Raw genomic sequence first — 15,826 nt, 5'->3', positions numbered from 1 at the left:
GTGCGCACTCAAAAAAGTGTATAAATACTACGAGTGCTCTCAATGTAGATTGAGAGCACTGTAGATGATGTCAAGCGCAGATTAGCTGGGTGCGCTTTTGCTAATCACGTCTATATTTATTGTTTCGTTTTATTTGTTATTTCGCTGCATTATTATTTAGTATCCCTTGTTATCTCATCTCTTTTTTACCAAATTGTGTTATTGCAATCAAAAATACGAACACAGATATTGCAATTGCACATGGCAAAAATGGGATAAGATTAAATCCGTTTCCTAATCCTGTTGATGTAACTGCATGTAGAGAGCGGGAAACCATATATCCGCTGTAACAATAAGGATAAACTACCCAAAGTGGAGTATTTGCTATTAATACGCCAGGAATTACAAGAAGTATATTTAATCCAACGGATAACATTGACTTTTCAAAAAGCACAGTAATCGCCCACATGACTATTACGCTTGGAATCATAGTCAAAAACAGATCTAAACACCATTTTAGTATATACATAATTGGGAGCGTTTCTGTAACTCCTGTGCTACTGGTTGCAAACAATCCTGCTATAACGAATACGGCAAAAAATACAACCATTTCCATAAGCAAATAAAATAACAGTACGCAAAATTTTGCAGCAGAAATCGCGTATCTGCTAACAGGCAGAGCCAGCATTTTTAATATGCCGTTATTGCTTGTTTCTCGTCCTGCAATCATCACGCAAACAACAATCATACTAAGCGGAAGCAGATAATATGAGTAGACTAATGCGCTTTGAATAAACATAGCAGCCCATGGGTGTGTATATTCTGGAGTGAAGTAGCTATGAAGACTTGCTACACCAGAGCCAACCACAAGTAGCGGTGCAATAAAAATCAAAGGAATAATTTTACTACGCTTTACTTTCTTAAATTCAATTTTAAGAAGTTCAAAAAATCTCATTTTCATAATCTCCTTATTCGTAGTGCAGGTTCTTAGCTGCCCACAATCCAGAACATAAAAACAGAATTGTTTCAACTATGGATACGATTACGACCGTAGTATTAGGTTGCGCGCTCATGGCAACTGCTGGTTTTAACATAACGATAAAAGGTGATGCCATAAAAAGCACAATGTCTGAAGAAGCCAATGCCATGCCGCTTAAAAATCCTGCTACACCAATTCCAAGCGTTACCCACATGTTTTCAAATCGTGATGATACAAAAATCATAAAGGACAATACAGGCATTGACGTAATAAATGAATATGCGGCAAAAGACATAAGAGTACTTACATCAAACGTGCCTTGTGGCAAATCTGTTACACCAATTTTTGCAAGTGCTAAATTTTGTATGCAAATAGCGATTAGTAACAGAACGGTCAGCAGCATAAATTTGCATAGGTACATAGTTGGAACACTCATAGGAAGCATATGCATCTTTTTTACTGCATTTCCTTTAAATTCCATGTTGTAGATAATGCATGCGGCGACTATTATGCCGAACATGTTTAACACCATAATCATGCCGTAAAGCTGTGTAAGAAGAATATCCATAGGAGCTAAAGGCAGGTTTAATAATGTATTTTTTCGCACAATAAAATTCACAAAAGCGTACGCTGCTCCCATAATGCCAATAGCAATCATAAGAGCTATAAAGCCAGTCCTCTTGCATTTTTTGAGTTCGATTACAAGCGTTTTCATAGTCTTGCACTCTGCTTCCTGAGTGTATTGTCTTTATCAATCATGGATAGGAACATATCTTCCAAATTGTCGGAAGCAAAACCAGATTGTAATGCATGATGTCGTAGTTCATCTAAACTACCTTCAAATAGCAAGTGTCCGTGATTAAGTATTCCAATATCATCTGCAATAAGCTCAATTTCGGATAGCATATGAGAAGAAATAAGAATCGTGCAATCGTAAAGATCTGGCAGCGACTTAATCAGATTTCGGATTTCGTGTATACCAGATGGATCGAGTCCATTTGTTGGCTCATCTAAAATCAAAATAGGTGGTCTACCAAGCAATGCTCCAGCGAGACCAAGCCTTTGTTTCATGCCAAGCGAATATTTTTTTGCAAGACGGTCTCCAAACTCGGAAAGACCTACTAATTCTAATGCGTCATCAACTGCACTCTTAGGTAGTTCTAAAATGCGACGTATAATGTCAAGATTTTCTCTACCAGTTAGATTTGCATAGAAAGATGGTGATTCAATAAACGAGCCTATTTCTTTCAAAATAGGTATGCGGTCAGCAGGAAACTGCTTTCCGTCGATTGTAAATACACCTTTTGTTGGAGCTGTAAGACCTAGGAGCATTTTCATTGTTGTAGATTTTCCAGCTCCATTCGGTCCAAGAAAGCCGTAAATGCTACCTTTGCGAATATGGAGTGAGACATCATTAACAGCAATAAATGATTTATATTTTTTTGTTAAATGTTCTGTTGTAACAATATTGTTCATGGCAATATCTCCTTTCGGGATTTATGATATTGCGTCAACCTTTCTACAACATTCTCTTCACCTTACATCTACCTTACATTTTTATACGATGTAAAAAAATGAATATTCACATGGCATAATATATGTTAGGGGGCGCTCCATGAATCAGGATGATTATTTGTTGAACAAGCATATTCTGCTTGTTGATGACGAGCAGGAACTTCTAGATATGGTTGTATCCATATTAAACGAATACGGTTTTTATGATATAACGACTGCAAAAAGCATGAAAGATGCTGTAGAAGCAACACAAACATTACGTCCAGAATTAGCAATCCTTGATGTTATGCTCCCCGACGGTAATGGATTTGAGTTAATGGAGAAGATAAAACAATATAGTGATTGTCCTGTTTTGTTTCTTACTGCTTGCGGTGAGGATGAAGATAAGTTTAAGGGGTTTGACTTAGGAGCAGACGATTATATTGTAAAACCGTTTCTTCCAAAAGAGCTAACGTTTCGCATTATGGCAATTTTAAGACGAAGCTACAAGAGCGAAAATCCCATTGTTAAACTGAAAAATAGTCAGATTGATTTTTCTTCTGCCCAAGTAATAAAAAATAACGAACATATTCCACTTACAGCCAAAGAACACGATTTGCTTTCTGCTTTATATAGAAATGCGGGTCGTATCGTAACAATTGACGCGTTATGTGAAGCTGCATGGGGAGCTAATCCTTTTGGATATGAAAATTCTTTAATGGCGCATATACGTCGTATCAGAGAAAAAATAGAACTCAATCCATCGCAGCCTGTTTCATTGGTAACAGTAAAAGGCTTAGGATACAAGCTGATTGTGGAGTAAAGCAGAATGAAAAGCATACCAAAACTAATACAACGTTTTATAAGTATTTTTCTACTAAGCACTGTGCTCATAGTATTAATGAATATTATTGCGTTTGTTGTACTTATAGGGAATTACGCACCCGATAAAGAGATGTCTCCCTATAACATAGCAAAAGAGACAGGTGAGGCATTACAATTATCCGCAAGTGGGGATTATGTATTATCAAAAAATATGTCTTCCAAATTGACAAATTCTGGCGCATGGGCAATTTTGATTGATAATAATACGTTGAAAGTCGTATGGAAAACAGAAAATGTCCCTGCAACTATCCCAAACGATTATACTTTGTCTGATATAGCTAATTTGAGCGTTGGCTACATTGATGGTTATCCAACTTACACGGGTGATAATAAGAATGGAGTTGTCGTAGTCGGATTTCCGCACAAAAGCTTTTGGAAACATACGCGACCAAGTTGGAACTACAGTTTAATCTCAAATTTTCCACAGATTGTTTTAAGCGTATTATTTATCAACATTTTGCTGATTCTTGGAATTTATTTAATAGCTAATATAAAACTACTAAAATCAATTAATCCGATTACAAAAGGGATACAACGTTTATCTAGTGGAGAAAGCGTGCATATTCCAGAAACAGGAGCACTTTCAGAAATTTCATCTAACATAAATTCTGCTTCCGATATTTTGCAAATACAAAAAGAACAATTGAGAAAAAAGGAGACTGCAAGAGCGAATTGGATAGCTGGAGTTTCGCATGATATTCGTACGCCGTTATCTATGGTTATGGGGTATGCAGGACAGTTAGAAAATTCTCTCCATATTTCGCAAGAAGATCGTAAAAAAGCGACGATGATTATTAAGCAAAGTGCAAGAATGAAGAATTTGATTAATGACCTTAATTTGGCTTCAAAACTTGAATATAATATGCAACCAATTATGAAAAAAGAAGAAAATATTGTTGCTGTTGTTAGGCAAGTTGTTGTGGATTTTATGAATATGGGTATGCAAGATGAGTTTTCGATTAAGTGGGAAACAGATGCTAAATTGACTGTTTGCAATATTAGCGTAGACAAAGATTTATTAAAACGAGCAATATCTAATCTTATTCAGAACAGCATATCTCATAATGAAAATGGGTGTACGATTTATGTATCCGTTGCTGCAAATAATAACAATTGTATTATTTGCGTTGAGGATAATGGTATGGGTGCTTCAGATGAAAAAATCGAAAAGCTTAATCATGCACCGCACTATATGATTTGCGATACAAGTACTGCAGAGCAGCGGCATGGTTTGGGTTTGCTGATTGTTCAGCAGATTATTGGCGCTCATAATGGAACAGTTGATATAAGTAAAAGCAAACATGGTGGGCTTAAGGTCTCTCTAACGATACCGCAGACTTACATATGAATCAATCTTGTGCAACATGCATGAACGACCGTTTAATTAAATATTAATATATCGCCTTTTACATTTCCTTGATAGAAGAGCGGAATTAAACCATTTATAAGCCGTAACAGCGTTGTTTTTTTTTTCGCTAGCTAAATCCTTAAACTGCGGAATATAGGCAAACAGTTTGCGGTATGTGTTCACATTAGAGCTCCTTTTTGAAATTAGCCCTTTTGGGTGGCAAACTTCGCCGCCTAGAGAATCTGCAAAAATGCGCAAATCTCTGACGCAAAGTGTCTCGAATAGAAAGCCGATGGCGAACTTTCATTCCGATGATTGGCGGGTTTTTATTCCGACGTTTGGCGGGTTTTTATTCCGACGATTGGCGGGTTTTTATTCCGACGTTTGGCGGATTTTTATTCCGATGATTGGCGTGATATTGTTCTAATATTCTGTGAAGCAGGTTGAAGCTGATTTATTGTTTTTTTTTTGTTGCTGAGTATATTAGTGGTCTAAAACTGTTGATGATATTCATGCAAGTTAATTAGCAAAGGCAAAAATATAAGTAAAGCAAGATTCAGTATGCAGATTTGATAACATGATGTGTAATATAGATTATTTCATACTTGGAATCTTAATTTTTAGGACATTTGCAATAAGGATAATCTGTTTTGAATGGTTGGTAGAAACTAAGATGAGTAAGATAACAAAATAATAGAAGAATTAGCCGCAGGTGATAAGTATGATTCTGGAAAAGCTATGGGAGAAATATAGATCAGACGGAGATTTTAATTTGCACGCATTGCCAGAGTCTCTAATAAAAAAAGGCGTGTTAGTAGAGTATGAAAAGAACAGTATTCTTGTATCTAGGGGAGATAGACCATATTACATATATTTCATACAAGATGGCGTAGTTGCTGGAATACGTGAGTATATGAATGGAAGTACATACAGTTATTTCCAGTTAAACAGTACTAATGGGAGTGTTGGGCTATTGGAGATTCTTGCAGGGAAAGATAGTTATATTGCAACGCTTAGTACAGTAACTAAAGTGAAGGCGCTACGTATAGATGCAGCGTTGGTGTATCAGACAATCATGGAAGACAAAGAATTACTTAAGAAATGTATTAATCTTCTGTCGGACGATTTATATAAACGTTCGGGAAATGATGGGATTATGTACTACATGTCTGGATTAGATCGAGTGAGATTTTTTTTGATTACATATTATGAAAGTCATCAGAATATGAAGAATGCAAGTGGTGAGTTACTTATAGAAGCCGAATATAAGGATATTGCAAATGGAATCGGAATGAGTATCAGGACAGTCGGGCGCAATTTGCAGAAATTGAAAGAGACTGGTGAACTAAAAAATGTACAGAAAAAAATCATTATTGGCAAACATCAATATAAAGAACTACAAACAAATATTTATTCATAATCACTAAAACAATTTATTCATAATTGCTATGACAGCAGGGATTTTGTAATGAAATTCCTGCTGTTTTTGTATAAATTGTTGTTAATTTTATGAAAGGACATATGACCTTTAGAAGGAAATAGAAAGTATATACAATAAATGAAAAATAAGCGACATGAACAAGGAGGTTAAAATGTGAGCAATGCAGGATAAAAGGACTTGTTTTTGGTTCTATAAATATTGATTATGCGTATCAGATGGATCATTATGTAAGGCCTGTAGATATACTCACTGGGGTTCTTGTTGTATCATTGCGATAGCGAAGGTGCGAATCCTGCAATTGTGCTGGGTTTTAGTGTGGTTGCATCAATGTGTGTCAAAGCTGTAAAGAAGCACTGACAATGTAGTTTTATGTGCTAAGCATTTTCACCACATCAGTGGGATGTAGTCTTACAAGGTATTTTTTTCTCGGAAATCATGAAGAATGAAGAATAGATTGTGTAAGCGCTGAAAATTTGAATCATGGGAATTTTCCATAAATATATTCAGTCAGGAAACATAAGAGTCCATTTAGGAATATAACGAACTATATAAACGGGCAGAAAGGAAAAGAAGTGAAAAGAGGATTAAAATATGATTTTTCATTGATAGCACTTGTATTGATACCCGTGGGTGTATCCATTAACGTAGTAGGCTATCAGATGTCTCAAATATTGAAACTTCCGATTTTTATTGACCAAATTGGAACCATTCTGGTATCCATGCTCATGGGTCCATGGGTTGGAATGGTAACAGGATTGCTTGGAAATGCAGTAAACGGAATGATTTATCCTACAGCTTTTGGCTATGCAATAGTATCAATGCTGATTGGACTTGTATCTGGATTCCTTTCCAGATGGAAATTCTACAGTAATATTCTTGGTATTGTCTTCGGTTGTGTTCTTCTAAATGTAGTGTCATCTGTATCTGCTGCTGTAGTTACGGTGTTTATGTTTGGTGGAGTTACTGGAGCTGGAACAGATCTTCTTACAGCTGCGTTCGTTGCATCGGGGCAAGCTCTTTGGAATTCTGTATTAACAACAAATGTAATTTCAGGAACAATTAATACAATTGTAAACTTTGCGGTTGCATGGATCGTTGTGCGAAGAATTCCAGACCGCTTTTTAGTCAAATTAAACTATGGACTTCAATATATTAAAAAGAAAGGGGCAAAAATCAATGGATAGCAGAATTGGTAAATTATACCCAACCACAAAATTTATGATTACACTTCTGGTCGTGATTATTAGTATTTTTACGCCAGGATATGCATTACAGTACGCATTGCTCCCTGTATTTTTGATTATTAGTCTTATGGCGGGAACAACGAAACAGTTCTTAAGTGCATTTTTTAAATCTATTTTTATTATTATTTTGTTCATATTTGTTATGCAAGTATTTATTGTTGCTAACGATGATCAGACGCCAATCTGGGGATTTATTCACTTTTCGCAGATAGGACTTGCAACAAGTTTGTCTATGACATCGAAAATTGCAGCAATAGCTTCCGCGATAATGATATTTTTTGAAACAACAAAAGTAAAAGATATCACTTATTCTCTGGAACATGCAGGTACGCCAAGAAAAGTAACATTTCTTATCTCTTCAACAATCCAATTGATTCCGCAGATGTCAATCATCTCAAAAACAATCACAGATGCGCAGAAATCAAGAGGAATTGAAACAGAAGGTGGATTGATAACAAGGATGAAGGCATTTATCCCAATGCTTGGTCCGCTGGTACTTTCGTCAATTCAGCAGACAGAAGAACGTGTACTTGCTCTAGAATCGAGAGCATTTTCAGCAAAAGGCAAGAAAACTTCCGTTTACGTTCTTAATAAAACAGCATTAGACATTGTGCTGGAAGTATTAAGCGTGATTTTGTTTATCGGATATGTCGTATGGAGGTTGATGTAATGGCAGAGATTGTTTTAAAAAATGTAAGTTACCGATATCCTTTGGAAGAAAAGCAAGTGGTTCGTAATTTTACGTACTATTTCGAGCAGGGTAAAGTGTACGGGCTCATAGGAGAAAATGAATCCGGAAAAACAACGTTATGTAACATTATACGCGGTTTTATTCCTGAATTATATAAAGGAAAATTAGAAGGAGAAATTTTAATCAATGGTCGTAAAATTGATACTTATGGCTCGGGCGAACTCGCTTCTATCGTAGGTTATTCTTTTCAGAATCCATTTGTGCAGATTTCAGGTGTAAAAGATAACGTATATGAAGAAATTGCATATGGTATGGAGAATATCGGAATCCCAAGAGACCAGATGATAAAGAGAGTAAATGAACTTGTAAAAATGTTCCACCTGGAAGAATTGGTGGATAAAAATCCATATGAATTATCAGGTGGACAGAAGCAAAGAGTTGCTTTGGCGTCCATGATTGCATTAGATCCAGAAGTTGTTATCATGGATGAACCAACTTCACAGCTAGATCCGAAGAGTACGGAAGATATATTTGAAATCGTAAATATTTTAAAGAAACAAGGCAAAACTATTATTTTGATCGAGCATAAGATTGATCTTATAGCAGAATACTGTGATTCTATCCTTTTGATGCATAACGGAGAGCTTGTGATGCATGGAGAGTCGAAAGATGTTTTGACAGATCCAAAAGTATTAGAGTATGGCGGTCAGCTCCCTCAGATTGTGCTTTATTTTCTGAAAAAGGGAAGTATAAAAGGGAATGAAATTCCACTTACGGTCAAAAAAGCAGTTGAAAAGATTATGAAGGAGGTACAGTGACAATGGCATATTTAGAACTTAAAAATGTATCATTCCAATATTCAAATGGGTATACGGCAGTTGAAAACGTCAGTATGAAATTTGAAAAGGGAGAAAAAGTCGCAATTATTGGACAGAATGGCGCTGGAAAGACAACAACAGTAAAATTAATGAATGGATTATTGCGCCCAACAAAAGGCGAAGTTCTGGTAAATGGTACAAGTACAGCGAATCGTACAGCAGCGCAAATTGCTAAAAATGTGGGTTATGTGTTTCAAAATCCAGATGATCAGATTTTCCAGGACAGTATCTACAAAGAAATTGCTTTTGGATTATCAAAAAGAGGAATAGCAAAGGAAGATATTGATAAAAGAGTAAAAGAGGCTGCGAAGCTTTGTGGAGTGGAGAATGTATTGGAAGAACATCCGTACAATCTATCGTATTCAAAGCGAAAATTCATTACGATTGCTGCAATTGTAGCCATGGATACTGATGTTGTGATTTTGGATGAGCCAACAGCGGGGCAGGACAGGGGTTCTACAGAAAGACTTGGCGAAATCATAAATTGGCTTATCTCAAAGAATAAAATTGTTATAACAATCACACATGATATGGAATTCGTAGTGAAGGAATTCGATAGAGTTATTGTAATGGCAAACAAACAGAAAAGAAGGGATGTAAGTCCAAAAGAGATTTTCTGGGATGAGGAATTGTTAAAATCCAGTAATCTAAAACAGCCATATATCTGCCAGTTTGCTAATCTTCTTGGATACAAGGCTGTATTAACAATAGACGATATGATTGGGGTGACAAAATAATGAGACAAATATGGATTGATTGTGATCCTGGGCATGATGATGCCATGGCAATTCTTACGGCTATCGCGAATCCTGAAAAATTAAAGATTTTGGGCATTTCGACAGTTGGAGGAAACCAGACAATAGAAAAAGTTACGACAAATGCAAAAAATATTCTGGAATTTGTGCATTCGGATATTCCTCTCGCAAAAGGACAGGATAAACCCTTGGTAAAGCCATTAAATACAGCGCCGGAGGCACATGGTGATAGTGGGATGGACGGAACGTATTTTAATGGAACTGATTATCCTGTTGTATCAGAAAATGCAATAGAATATATGTACCATAAAATCATGGAGTCCAAAGAGAAAACCACGCTTGTTGCGCTTGCGCCATTGACAAATCTTGCGCTTCTTTTGAAAGTGTATCCTGATGTTAAAGAAAAAATAGAGTGCATCAGCATGATGGGTGGTGGTATTAGCCACGGAAACTGCACGGAGTTGGCAGAATTTAATATATACGTGGATCCAGAAGCTGCTCATATAGTATTTCATTCGGGAATATCGGTTATTATGGCGGGTCTTGACGTCACAGAGAATGCTGCAATCACTCTGAATGAGATTAAAACGTTAAAAGATAAAGGGAAAGTCAGTCATCTAGCTTATGAACTCTTGAGTTTTTATAACGAAAGTGGTAAGCAGTTTGGATTTGTAGACAGTCCTATTCATGATCTTTGTGCTGTGGAATATCTGATTAAACCAGAGATTTTTTCAGGGAAAAATTATTATGTAGATATTGTTACTGATAATGGGGTTTCAAGAGGACAGACATTTGCTGATTTGAGGAAAGTTCCGAAACACAAAGCTAATGTGTTTGTGCTCAAACAGGTAGACAGGAAAGAATTTGTAGATACTCTAGTTGAAGGATTGGAAAAGTTAGATAAAGAAGTGTAAAGATGATGTAATGCACATTGCTAAAATATAGAAGTTATATAGCAATGAACCAAATCAATATAGAGACTTAGCGTTTACTATCGGCATTATCTTTGCATTCTGCTTCATCAATACTTGAAGGGGACGTTATGTTGCGCTCGCAAACTAATTGTGGTGTATTTGATAAGGTGATTGATTTTGATGAATATTAAAAATTTCAAAGTAAGATGCTTCAATAGAGTATAAATGTTATTTTCTATGTGTTGATGTAATAGTTGTTACTCGGTAATAGTTCTTTCTCCAGAGTTTTAAGCGTGATTATTATTGAGTTTTTTGCGTAATGCTCATATAATTTTCCGCGTAAAGCACATTTAAGTTTATGAGGTGTTGCGCTATGACTGCCCAAATGATCGCTAGTCTTAAGAACGGTTTGAAAGGCATATAAAAACACATAAAACAGCTTAAGATACGTATTCTTTAGCAGTATTAAACACGCATTGCACATGATGCTTGTCATTATGTTTGCACATGCGCGCTAGTTTTTCTGTGGTTTTTGCACGTTTTTTGCGCGTTTTTGCGCGTTTTTGCGCGTTCTTATCGTTCTTGCAGGCAAGCGTTATATTTTCTTATCTAGCTAACTGATTTTCATTGTTGAAATTTATTCAATAACAGTAAGAATTAAGCTTTAGTAACAAGTAAGAACGAAGCAATAATAATGAATAATAATATAGAAAACGCAACTAATAGTCGCAATAACAATAATAAGCAGTCAACTAGCAACTTAATATTGCGTATTGATAATGTAACAAGATCTTATTCTCGTGGATTCGGTCGTAAGAAAACAACTCGTCAAGTTTTACATAACGTATCTTTTGATATTCATTCTGGTGAAATATTTTGCTTGCTTGGTCCGAATGGTGCAGGTAAAACAACTACTGTGAAAATTGTTGGTACGTTGTTAGCTCCTGATAGTGGTAGTGTTTGTATTGCCAGTATTGATGCTGTGAGCAATCCTCGAGAAGCACGTAAGCACGTGTCGTTACTTCTTGGAGGTGAGCGAGGATTTTATCAAAGGCTAAGTGCATTAGATAATCTTCGTTATTTTGCGGATCTTTCCGCTGTTCCATATAGGGAGCAAGGTAAGCGTATTCACGATGCTCTTGAGCAAGTTGATTTACTTGATAAAGCTCATGATGCTGTTCAAACTTTTTCAAGAGGAATGTGGCAGCGATTGCATATTGCTCGATCACTGGTTGCTAGAACGGATCTTATGCTTTTAGATGAACCTACCACTGGTTTGGATCCTGAAAATGCTAGGAAAGTACGTGAAATTATTCATGCTTTACGAGATCAAGGAATAGCGATTTTGTTAACTACGCATGAGATGAGTGAGGCTGAAAAATTAGCTGATACTGTTGCTGTAATAAATCACGGTAATATTATCGCTCAGGGAAGCGTGCAGCAGTTGGCTTCTTTGCAGCATATTGATCATGTAACAATGTACGCGTATGACGGTGAAGCATCAAGCGGAACTCCTAGTGTTAAGGAAGAATTGCAAAAACTTGATGGAGCGTTGTGGTGTGATGTTTTTGAATCGCATGGAGTGTTAAATATTACTATCGCGTGGAGTAAAACATTATCTCAAGAACGAAATATTAAGATTCCTGTTGATGGGATTACACGTTTAGGTGATCGCGCTGCAAGTTTGGAAGAAACGTATCTTGCTATTGTGCAAAATGACAATATTTCTGCATCAAATATTTCTTCTTCTTCTTCTGCTGCTACGCCGTCTTCTTCGCCGTCCTTACTCCCATTAAGCAAGTAGGAGGTTTAATATGAATACTTCTACTCGTTCATATGCTTTTGTGATTCGTGGCTTGTGGTTTCAGCTTAAAAGTTTAGCGAAAACAACGTTTTTCTTGCAAAATGCGATACTTGCTCCAGTATGTTTTGCGTTGATGAAAATTGTTGCATACTATGGTTTTTCTCATGATTGCGCTAATTGTCTTAATAATATTTGGGTTGATTCTTCTATAGCTGGATTATGGTCTGCTACGACTACTGCTGTTGGAATTATTGGATACCAGCGTTATTTAGGAACATTGCAATATTTAACTTTAAGTGTTATCTCACCTTCTGCAGTGTTTCTTCCTATTGTAGGATCTTCAGCTTTACTTGGTTGTATTGGTATGCCGCTTGCGATTATTACCGTTGCTGTTTTCTGCCATGGGTTCTTTATGATAACATTCACGCAGTTAGTTGGATACTTACTTTCTATGCTCGCTTGCGTAGCTTCTGCTGCATTATTATCTGGAATTTTTGTATTATGCCGTAAAGCTACAGTTTATGAAGGTTTGATTTTAATTCCTGTATGGATGCTTTGTGGAATAGTGATTCCTGTAGAATCAATGCCATTGCCTGCTCGCGTTATTGCGTTTATTCATCCGCTCACGTCTGCAGTGTGGGTGGCTCATGCGCAATCGTTTAATGCTACTACTGTGTTAGCAATTGTGCTATGCGTTGTATTATCCAGCGTTCTGCTTGTTATCGCAGGCTTTATGTTACGTCATGCTATTCGGCTTGCAACGCTTAATGGAAGTTTGAACATAATATGATACGAAATAATAATCAGGTTGAAACTATGCGAAATAAAATTATTCAAAATAGTAAGTACGCTGAATTGCATCAATATAATCAATATTCTCAGTATGGTCACGTAAGCGTTTTATCTAGTATGCGAACTGGTGCAAGAGTGAGTATACAGAGTATACCTAGCTTAAATAGTTGGAATACTGCTGTTATCCGTATGATTGTTGAGCCTCTTTTATCCACGTTCTTATACGTTTTTCTAGCTGGAGCTGTAAGCGGAGGCTTCAATGGAGCAGCTAGTGCTGCAACTAGCGCGGGTTTTAATCATAGTTTGATTGCTTCAACTCTTGCTGCTGTGATGGGTGCGTGTTCTATTTCCACAAGTATGACTGTGTCAGAAGCACTAGCGTGGGATCGTTTTGAAGGCACAACACCATTCGTGCTTACAAGCGCAAAAGTTGCATTACCATTATGGTTCGGTCGTATTATTGCGCTCGTGACTATTTCTTTGGTGAGTGATGCTGTGACTTTGTTTATAACAATGCTTGTAGTAAGCCCGAGTGCTTTCTTTGTGATTAATATGAGTGCGTTGATGCTGTTGTTCCTTATTGTTCCTGTTGCTTCTACTGGATTTGGTATTGATATAGCTGCTATAAGCATGATGATGAATGATGTTTATACTATTTCTAACGCGCTTAGTGCAATACTTCCTATTGTTTGTGGTGTGATTGCTCCAATTAGCGTATTTCCTAAGATGATGCAATACGTGTTATATGTGATTCCAGTAACTCATGTTACGCAAGTATCGCGTAGCATAGTTGATGGTTCTGTAAATGTTGGCGTATCGTTACTTGTGATTCTTATTGTTGGTGCGTTGTGGGCAATTGTTGGTGTGATCATATGGAATGTTGGTGTGGCGATTCAACGACGTAAAGGTACTTTAACAAATATAGGGTTTTAGGTAATAAATATGTGAATTTAGTTAATTAAATAAGGATTTTATTATCGGGTATAGGGGTGGGTAATACTAAAAGCATATTGATTATTGGCATGAATGAGAGCAGAGCAATGAGGTGGATATCGGTCTTCGGCGCGTTGTGTTGTATGGCTCGTGCACTTTGGATTTTGTACGTTCTCTGTTAGTTTTGTATAAATTTCTTTTGAAACAGCTATTTTCACATAATTATGTGCGCGTTTGCCAAGAAAATGCCATGTTACGATTCGTAACGCTTGTGTTCTCGTTCGTTCCTTTTCTATTCATATGTTGCTCGTTAGCATGTAATTACGCAGTGCGGTTATTAATTGCATTACGAGCAAAACAAATAATCGTTAAGAACGAAAACTCATAGCCAATGAAAGGAGTTATACGATGTTGTTAGGAGAAAAAATCAGAAATGCACGCGTGGAAGCGGGTTTAACTCAGGAAGAACTTGCTGAAATGATTATGGTTTCGCGTGCTGCGGTAGCGAAGTGGGAAGGTGGTCGCGGTCTGCCGGATGTTGCAAATTTGAAGGTGATTGCGGATGCGCTGGGTGTTACTGTCGACTATTTGTTGGATAAAGACAATGCTATTGATTTGTCAATCATTAAGAAGCCTATCGATTTAGCGAAGTATGGTCTTAATGCAAAATTGGGTGTTCATAAGAAAATCAAGATGAAGGAACAAATTATTCGCGATGAATATGCAGACGCTGAAATTATTATGCTCACGGTGACGAAGTTTATTCCAAATTCGTCTGAAAAGTTTATGGATAATTTTATCGGGTGTATTACTACTTTGTTCGGTGGTATTCCTTTGTTTGATACGTTTGCATTCGGTAAAGCGGTAGAGAGTATTGGCAGTGAACAGTATTACTTGGTGAATAAAAAAGAGAAGCAATTTTTTGTGCTGATAACGGACGAGTATATTATTAGCAGAATGATGCGAGTAAAGTTCACTGATAAGAAGATGTGTGTTGGGGATAAGGAATTTACGCAAGTTGGTAAGTTGCGTGATAAGTAAGAACCGGTAGTTGGTTGGGAATTGGTCAGAAGAATGTTGTTTTCAGTTTTGATTTCCGCATTCTACTGATTGTTATTTTCTGTGTTTTGTACATGCTTTTAGTGTTTTACATGACAGTTAATCATAAGAAATGAAATTCGATTTTTGCACACATATAAAAATGCATATTCTTTGCATCTGGCTAGTCTACTGAAATTATTTGACCTATGCGTCAAAAAGTTCATTGGCACCAAGTCATGATTTTGACCATATAAAACGTTACATTGGGCTTTTAGAAAGATATGTCACATATTGTCGAATTTCCATTATTTGTTGTTGATAATATTTTCGATGTTTCTGCCTGAGTAGAATATGCGAATAATTGTTACAGTCATTTGGTTTTTGTCAACTAGGTAGAAAACAGTGTAGTTATTTATGGGAACTCTGCGTATTCCTTTAGAACACCACGGATTCCAACCAACAATCTAATATTGCATGGGCATGGTGTTAAGAGAATGGATATCATGCCTAAAATCAAGCTATTAAGCCAATCTTAAACCTTTTTGCGATATTTTCCTATCGTTAAAAGGTGCAAAATTTTATGTAATTGTTTTGCTGTTATTTTTGCTTTTTTTTTTAAACAAGAGTATAGTGTTATCAAATTTGTCA

General features: G+C 36.5%; 15 protein-coding genes and 1 pseudogene. 12 read left to right on the top strand and 4 right to left on the bottom strand.

Features of this window, described 5'->3' with window-relative positions; genetic code table 11:
- Positions 1-169: 169 nt before the first annotated feature.
- Genes ABVC65_RS06480 through ABVC65_RS06470 form a run of 3 tightly spaced genes read right to left on the bottom strand, consistent with a single transcriptional unit; the run spans position 170 to position 2,434 of the window.
- Positions 170-934 (bottom strand): ABC transporter permease, encoded by a 765-nt coding sequence (locus ABVC65_RS06480; protein WP_353582892.1) that lies wholly within the window; start codon positions 932-934, stop codon positions 170-172.
- Positions 935-947: 13 nt separating this feature from the next.
- Entirely contained in the window at positions 948-1,673 is a 726-nt protein-coding gene (locus ABVC65_RS06475; protein WP_004122566.1) for an ABC transporter permease, read from the bottom strand.
- On the bottom strand, positions 1,670-2,434 hold the full coding sequence (locus ABVC65_RS06470) for an ABC transporter ATP-binding protein (protein ID WP_004122568.1): 765 nt from the start codon (positions 2,432-2,434) through the stop codon (positions 1,670-1,672). Before ABVC65_RS06470 ends, ABVC65_RS06475 begins: the two co-directional genes overlap by 4 nt.
- Before the next feature lie 139 nt (positions 2,435-2,573).
- Between ABVC65_RS06470 and ABVC65_RS06465 the strand changes: the two genes are divergently transcribed.
- The 12 genes from ABVC65_RS06465 (at position 2,574) to ABVC65_RS06410 (ending at position 15,178) form a co-directional block, all read left to right on the top strand.
- Positions 2,574-3,275 (top strand): response regulator transcription factor, encoded by a 702-nt coding sequence (locus ABVC65_RS06465; protein WP_004122570.1) that lies wholly within the window; start codon positions 2,574-2,576, stop codon positions 3,273-3,275.
- A gap of 6 nt (positions 3,276-3,281) precedes the next feature.
- On the top strand, positions 3,282-4,685 hold the full coding sequence (locus ABVC65_RS06460) for a sensor histidine kinase (protein WP_042904293.1): 1,404 nt from the start codon (positions 3,282-3,284) through the stop codon (positions 4,683-4,685).
- A gap of 721 nt (positions 4,686-5,406) precedes the next feature.
- The gene (locus tag ABVC65_RS06455; protein ID WP_016820555.1) at positions 5,407-6,105 is read left to right on the top strand and encodes a Crp/Fnr family transcriptional regulator; all 699 of its coding nucleotides are present in this window, start codon (positions 5,407-5,409) and stop codon (positions 6,103-6,105) included.
- 593 nt (positions 6,106-6,698) lie between these two features.
- Complete coding sequence (locus tag ABVC65_RS06450) at positions 6,699-7,310, top strand: ECF transporter S component (protein ID WP_016820556.1); 612 nt, start codon at positions 6,699-6,701, stop codon at positions 7,308-7,310.
- Positions 7,303-8,040, top strand: a complete 738-nt coding sequence (locus tag ABVC65_RS06445) for an energy-coupling factor transporter transmembrane component T (protein WP_004114769.1) — start codon at positions 7,303-7,305, stop codon at positions 8,038-8,040. The genes ABVC65_RS06450 and ABVC65_RS06445 overlap by 8 nt, the downstream gene beginning before the upstream one ends.
- Positions 8,040-8,879, top strand: coding sequence for an energy-coupling factor ABC transporter ATP-binding protein (locus tag ABVC65_RS06440; protein WP_353582891.1), 840 nt, complete (start codon positions 8,040-8,042; stop codon positions 8,877-8,879). The genes ABVC65_RS06445 and ABVC65_RS06440 overlap by 1 nt, the downstream gene beginning before the upstream one ends.
- 2 nt (positions 8,880-8,881) lie before the next feature.
- Positions 8,882-9,676: an energy-coupling factor ABC transporter ATP-binding protein gene (locus ABVC65_RS06435; RefSeq protein ID WP_353582930.1), complete on the top strand. Its 795-nt coding sequence runs from the start codon at positions 8,882-8,884 to the stop codon at positions 9,674-9,676.
- The gene (locus ABVC65_RS06430) at positions 9,676-10,608 is read left to right on the top strand and encodes a nucleoside hydrolase (RefSeq protein WP_353582890.1); all 933 of its coding nucleotides are present in this window, start codon (positions 9,676-9,678) and stop codon (positions 10,606-10,608) included. Before ABVC65_RS06435 ends, ABVC65_RS06430 begins: the two co-directional genes overlap by 1 nt.
- 694 nt (positions 10,609-11,302) lie before the next feature.
- Positions 11,303-12,412, top strand: coding sequence for an ABC transporter ATP-binding protein (locus ABVC65_RS06425; protein WP_353582889.1), 1,110 nt, complete (start codon positions 11,303-11,305; stop codon positions 12,410-12,412).
- A 10-nt stretch (positions 12,413-12,422) separates the two neighbouring features.
- A complete protein-coding gene (locus ABVC65_RS06420; protein ID WP_353582888.1) occupies positions 12,423-13,202 on the top strand; it encodes an ABC transporter in 780 nt (259 codons plus the stop codon).
- Positions 13,199-14,137, top strand: coding sequence for an ABC transporter permease (locus tag ABVC65_RS06415; protein ID WP_353582887.1), 939 nt, complete (start codon positions 13,199-13,201; stop codon positions 14,135-14,137). Before ABVC65_RS06420 ends, ABVC65_RS06415 begins: the two co-directional genes overlap by 4 nt.
- A 408-nt stretch (positions 14,138-14,545) precedes the next feature.
- Positions 14,546-15,178, top strand: coding sequence for a helix-turn-helix domain-containing protein (locus ABVC65_RS06410; RefSeq protein ID WP_353582886.1), 633 nt, complete (start codon positions 14,546-14,548; stop codon positions 15,176-15,178).
- 305 nt (positions 15,179-15,483) lie between these two features.
- On the opposite strand, the pseudogene ABVC65_RS06405 reads toward ABVC65_RS06410, so the two are convergent.
- Positions 15,484-15,687 (bottom strand): annotated as a pseudogene (locus ABVC65_RS06405) (type II toxin-antitoxin system RelE/ParE family toxin); the annotation flags it as partial.
- Positions 15,688-15,826 lie beyond the last annotated feature (139 nt).

Origin of the sequence: Gardnerella vaginalis (genome assembly GCF_040427915.1) — a bacterium.
GTDB lineage: Bacteria > Actinomycetota > Actinomycetes > Actinomycetales > Bifidobacteriaceae > Bifidobacterium > Bifidobacterium vaginale_C.
Note: the sequence above shows the minus strand (reverse complement) of the source record. Positions and strands in the feature narration are given on the sequence as shown.

What these genes read in the sequence shown, in the direction of transcription:
- ABVC65_RS06460 (WP_042904293.1), top strand. Translation starts at nt 3,282, where the DNA reads ATGAAAAGCATACCAAAACTAATACAACGTTTTATAAGTATTTTTCTA.
- ABVC65_RS06415 (WP_353582887.1), top strand. Translation starts at nt 13,199, where the DNA reads ATGATACGAAATAATAATCAGGTTGAAACTATGCGAAATAAAATTATT.
- ABVC65_RS06480 (WP_353582892.1), bottom strand. Translation starts at nt 934, where the DNA reads ATGAGATTTTTTGAACTTCTTAAAATTGAATTTAAGAAAGTAAAGCGT.
- ABVC65_RS06465 (WP_004122570.1), top strand. Translation starts at nt 2,574, where the DNA reads ATGAATCAGGATGATTATTTGTTGAACAAGCATATTCTGCTTGTTGAT.
- ABVC65_RS06430 (WP_353582890.1), top strand. Translation starts at nt 9,676, where the DNA reads ATGAGACAAATATGGATTGATTGTGATCCTGGGCATGATGATGCCATG.
- ABVC65_RS06445 (WP_004114769.1), top strand. Translation starts at nt 7,303, where the DNA reads ATGGATAGCAGAATTGGTAAATTATACCCAACCACAAAATTTATGATT.
- ABVC65_RS06425 (WP_353582889.1), top strand. Translation starts at nt 11,303, where the DNA reads ATGAATAATAATATAGAAAACGCAACTAATAGTCGCAATAACAATAAT.
- ABVC65_RS06435 (WP_353582930.1), top strand. Translation starts at nt 8,882, where the DNA reads ATGGCATATTTAGAACTTAAAAATGTATCATTCCAATATTCAAATGGG.
- ABVC65_RS06455 (WP_016820555.1), top strand. Translation starts at nt 5,407, where the DNA reads ATGATTCTGGAAAAGCTATGGGAGAAATATAGATCAGACGGAGATTTT.
- ABVC65_RS06470 (WP_004122568.1), bottom strand. Translation starts at nt 2,434, where the DNA reads ATGAACAATATTGTTACAACAGAACATTTAACAAAAAAATATAAATCA.
- ABVC65_RS06475 (WP_004122566.1), bottom strand. Translation starts at nt 1,673, where the DNA reads ATGAAAACGCTTGTAATCGAACTCAAAAAATGCAAGAGGACTGGCTTT.
- ABVC65_RS06420 (WP_353582888.1), top strand. Translation starts at nt 12,423, where the DNA reads ATGAATACTTCTACTCGTTCATATGCTTTTGTGATTCGTGGCTTGTGG.
- ABVC65_RS06410 (WP_353582886.1), top strand. Translation starts at nt 14,546, where the DNA reads ATGTTGTTAGGAGAAAAAATCAGAAATGCACGCGTGGAAGCGGGTTTA.
- ABVC65_RS06440 (WP_353582891.1), top strand. Translation starts at nt 8,040, where the DNA reads ATGGCAGAGATTGTTTTAAAAAATGTAAGTTACCGATATCCTTTGGAA.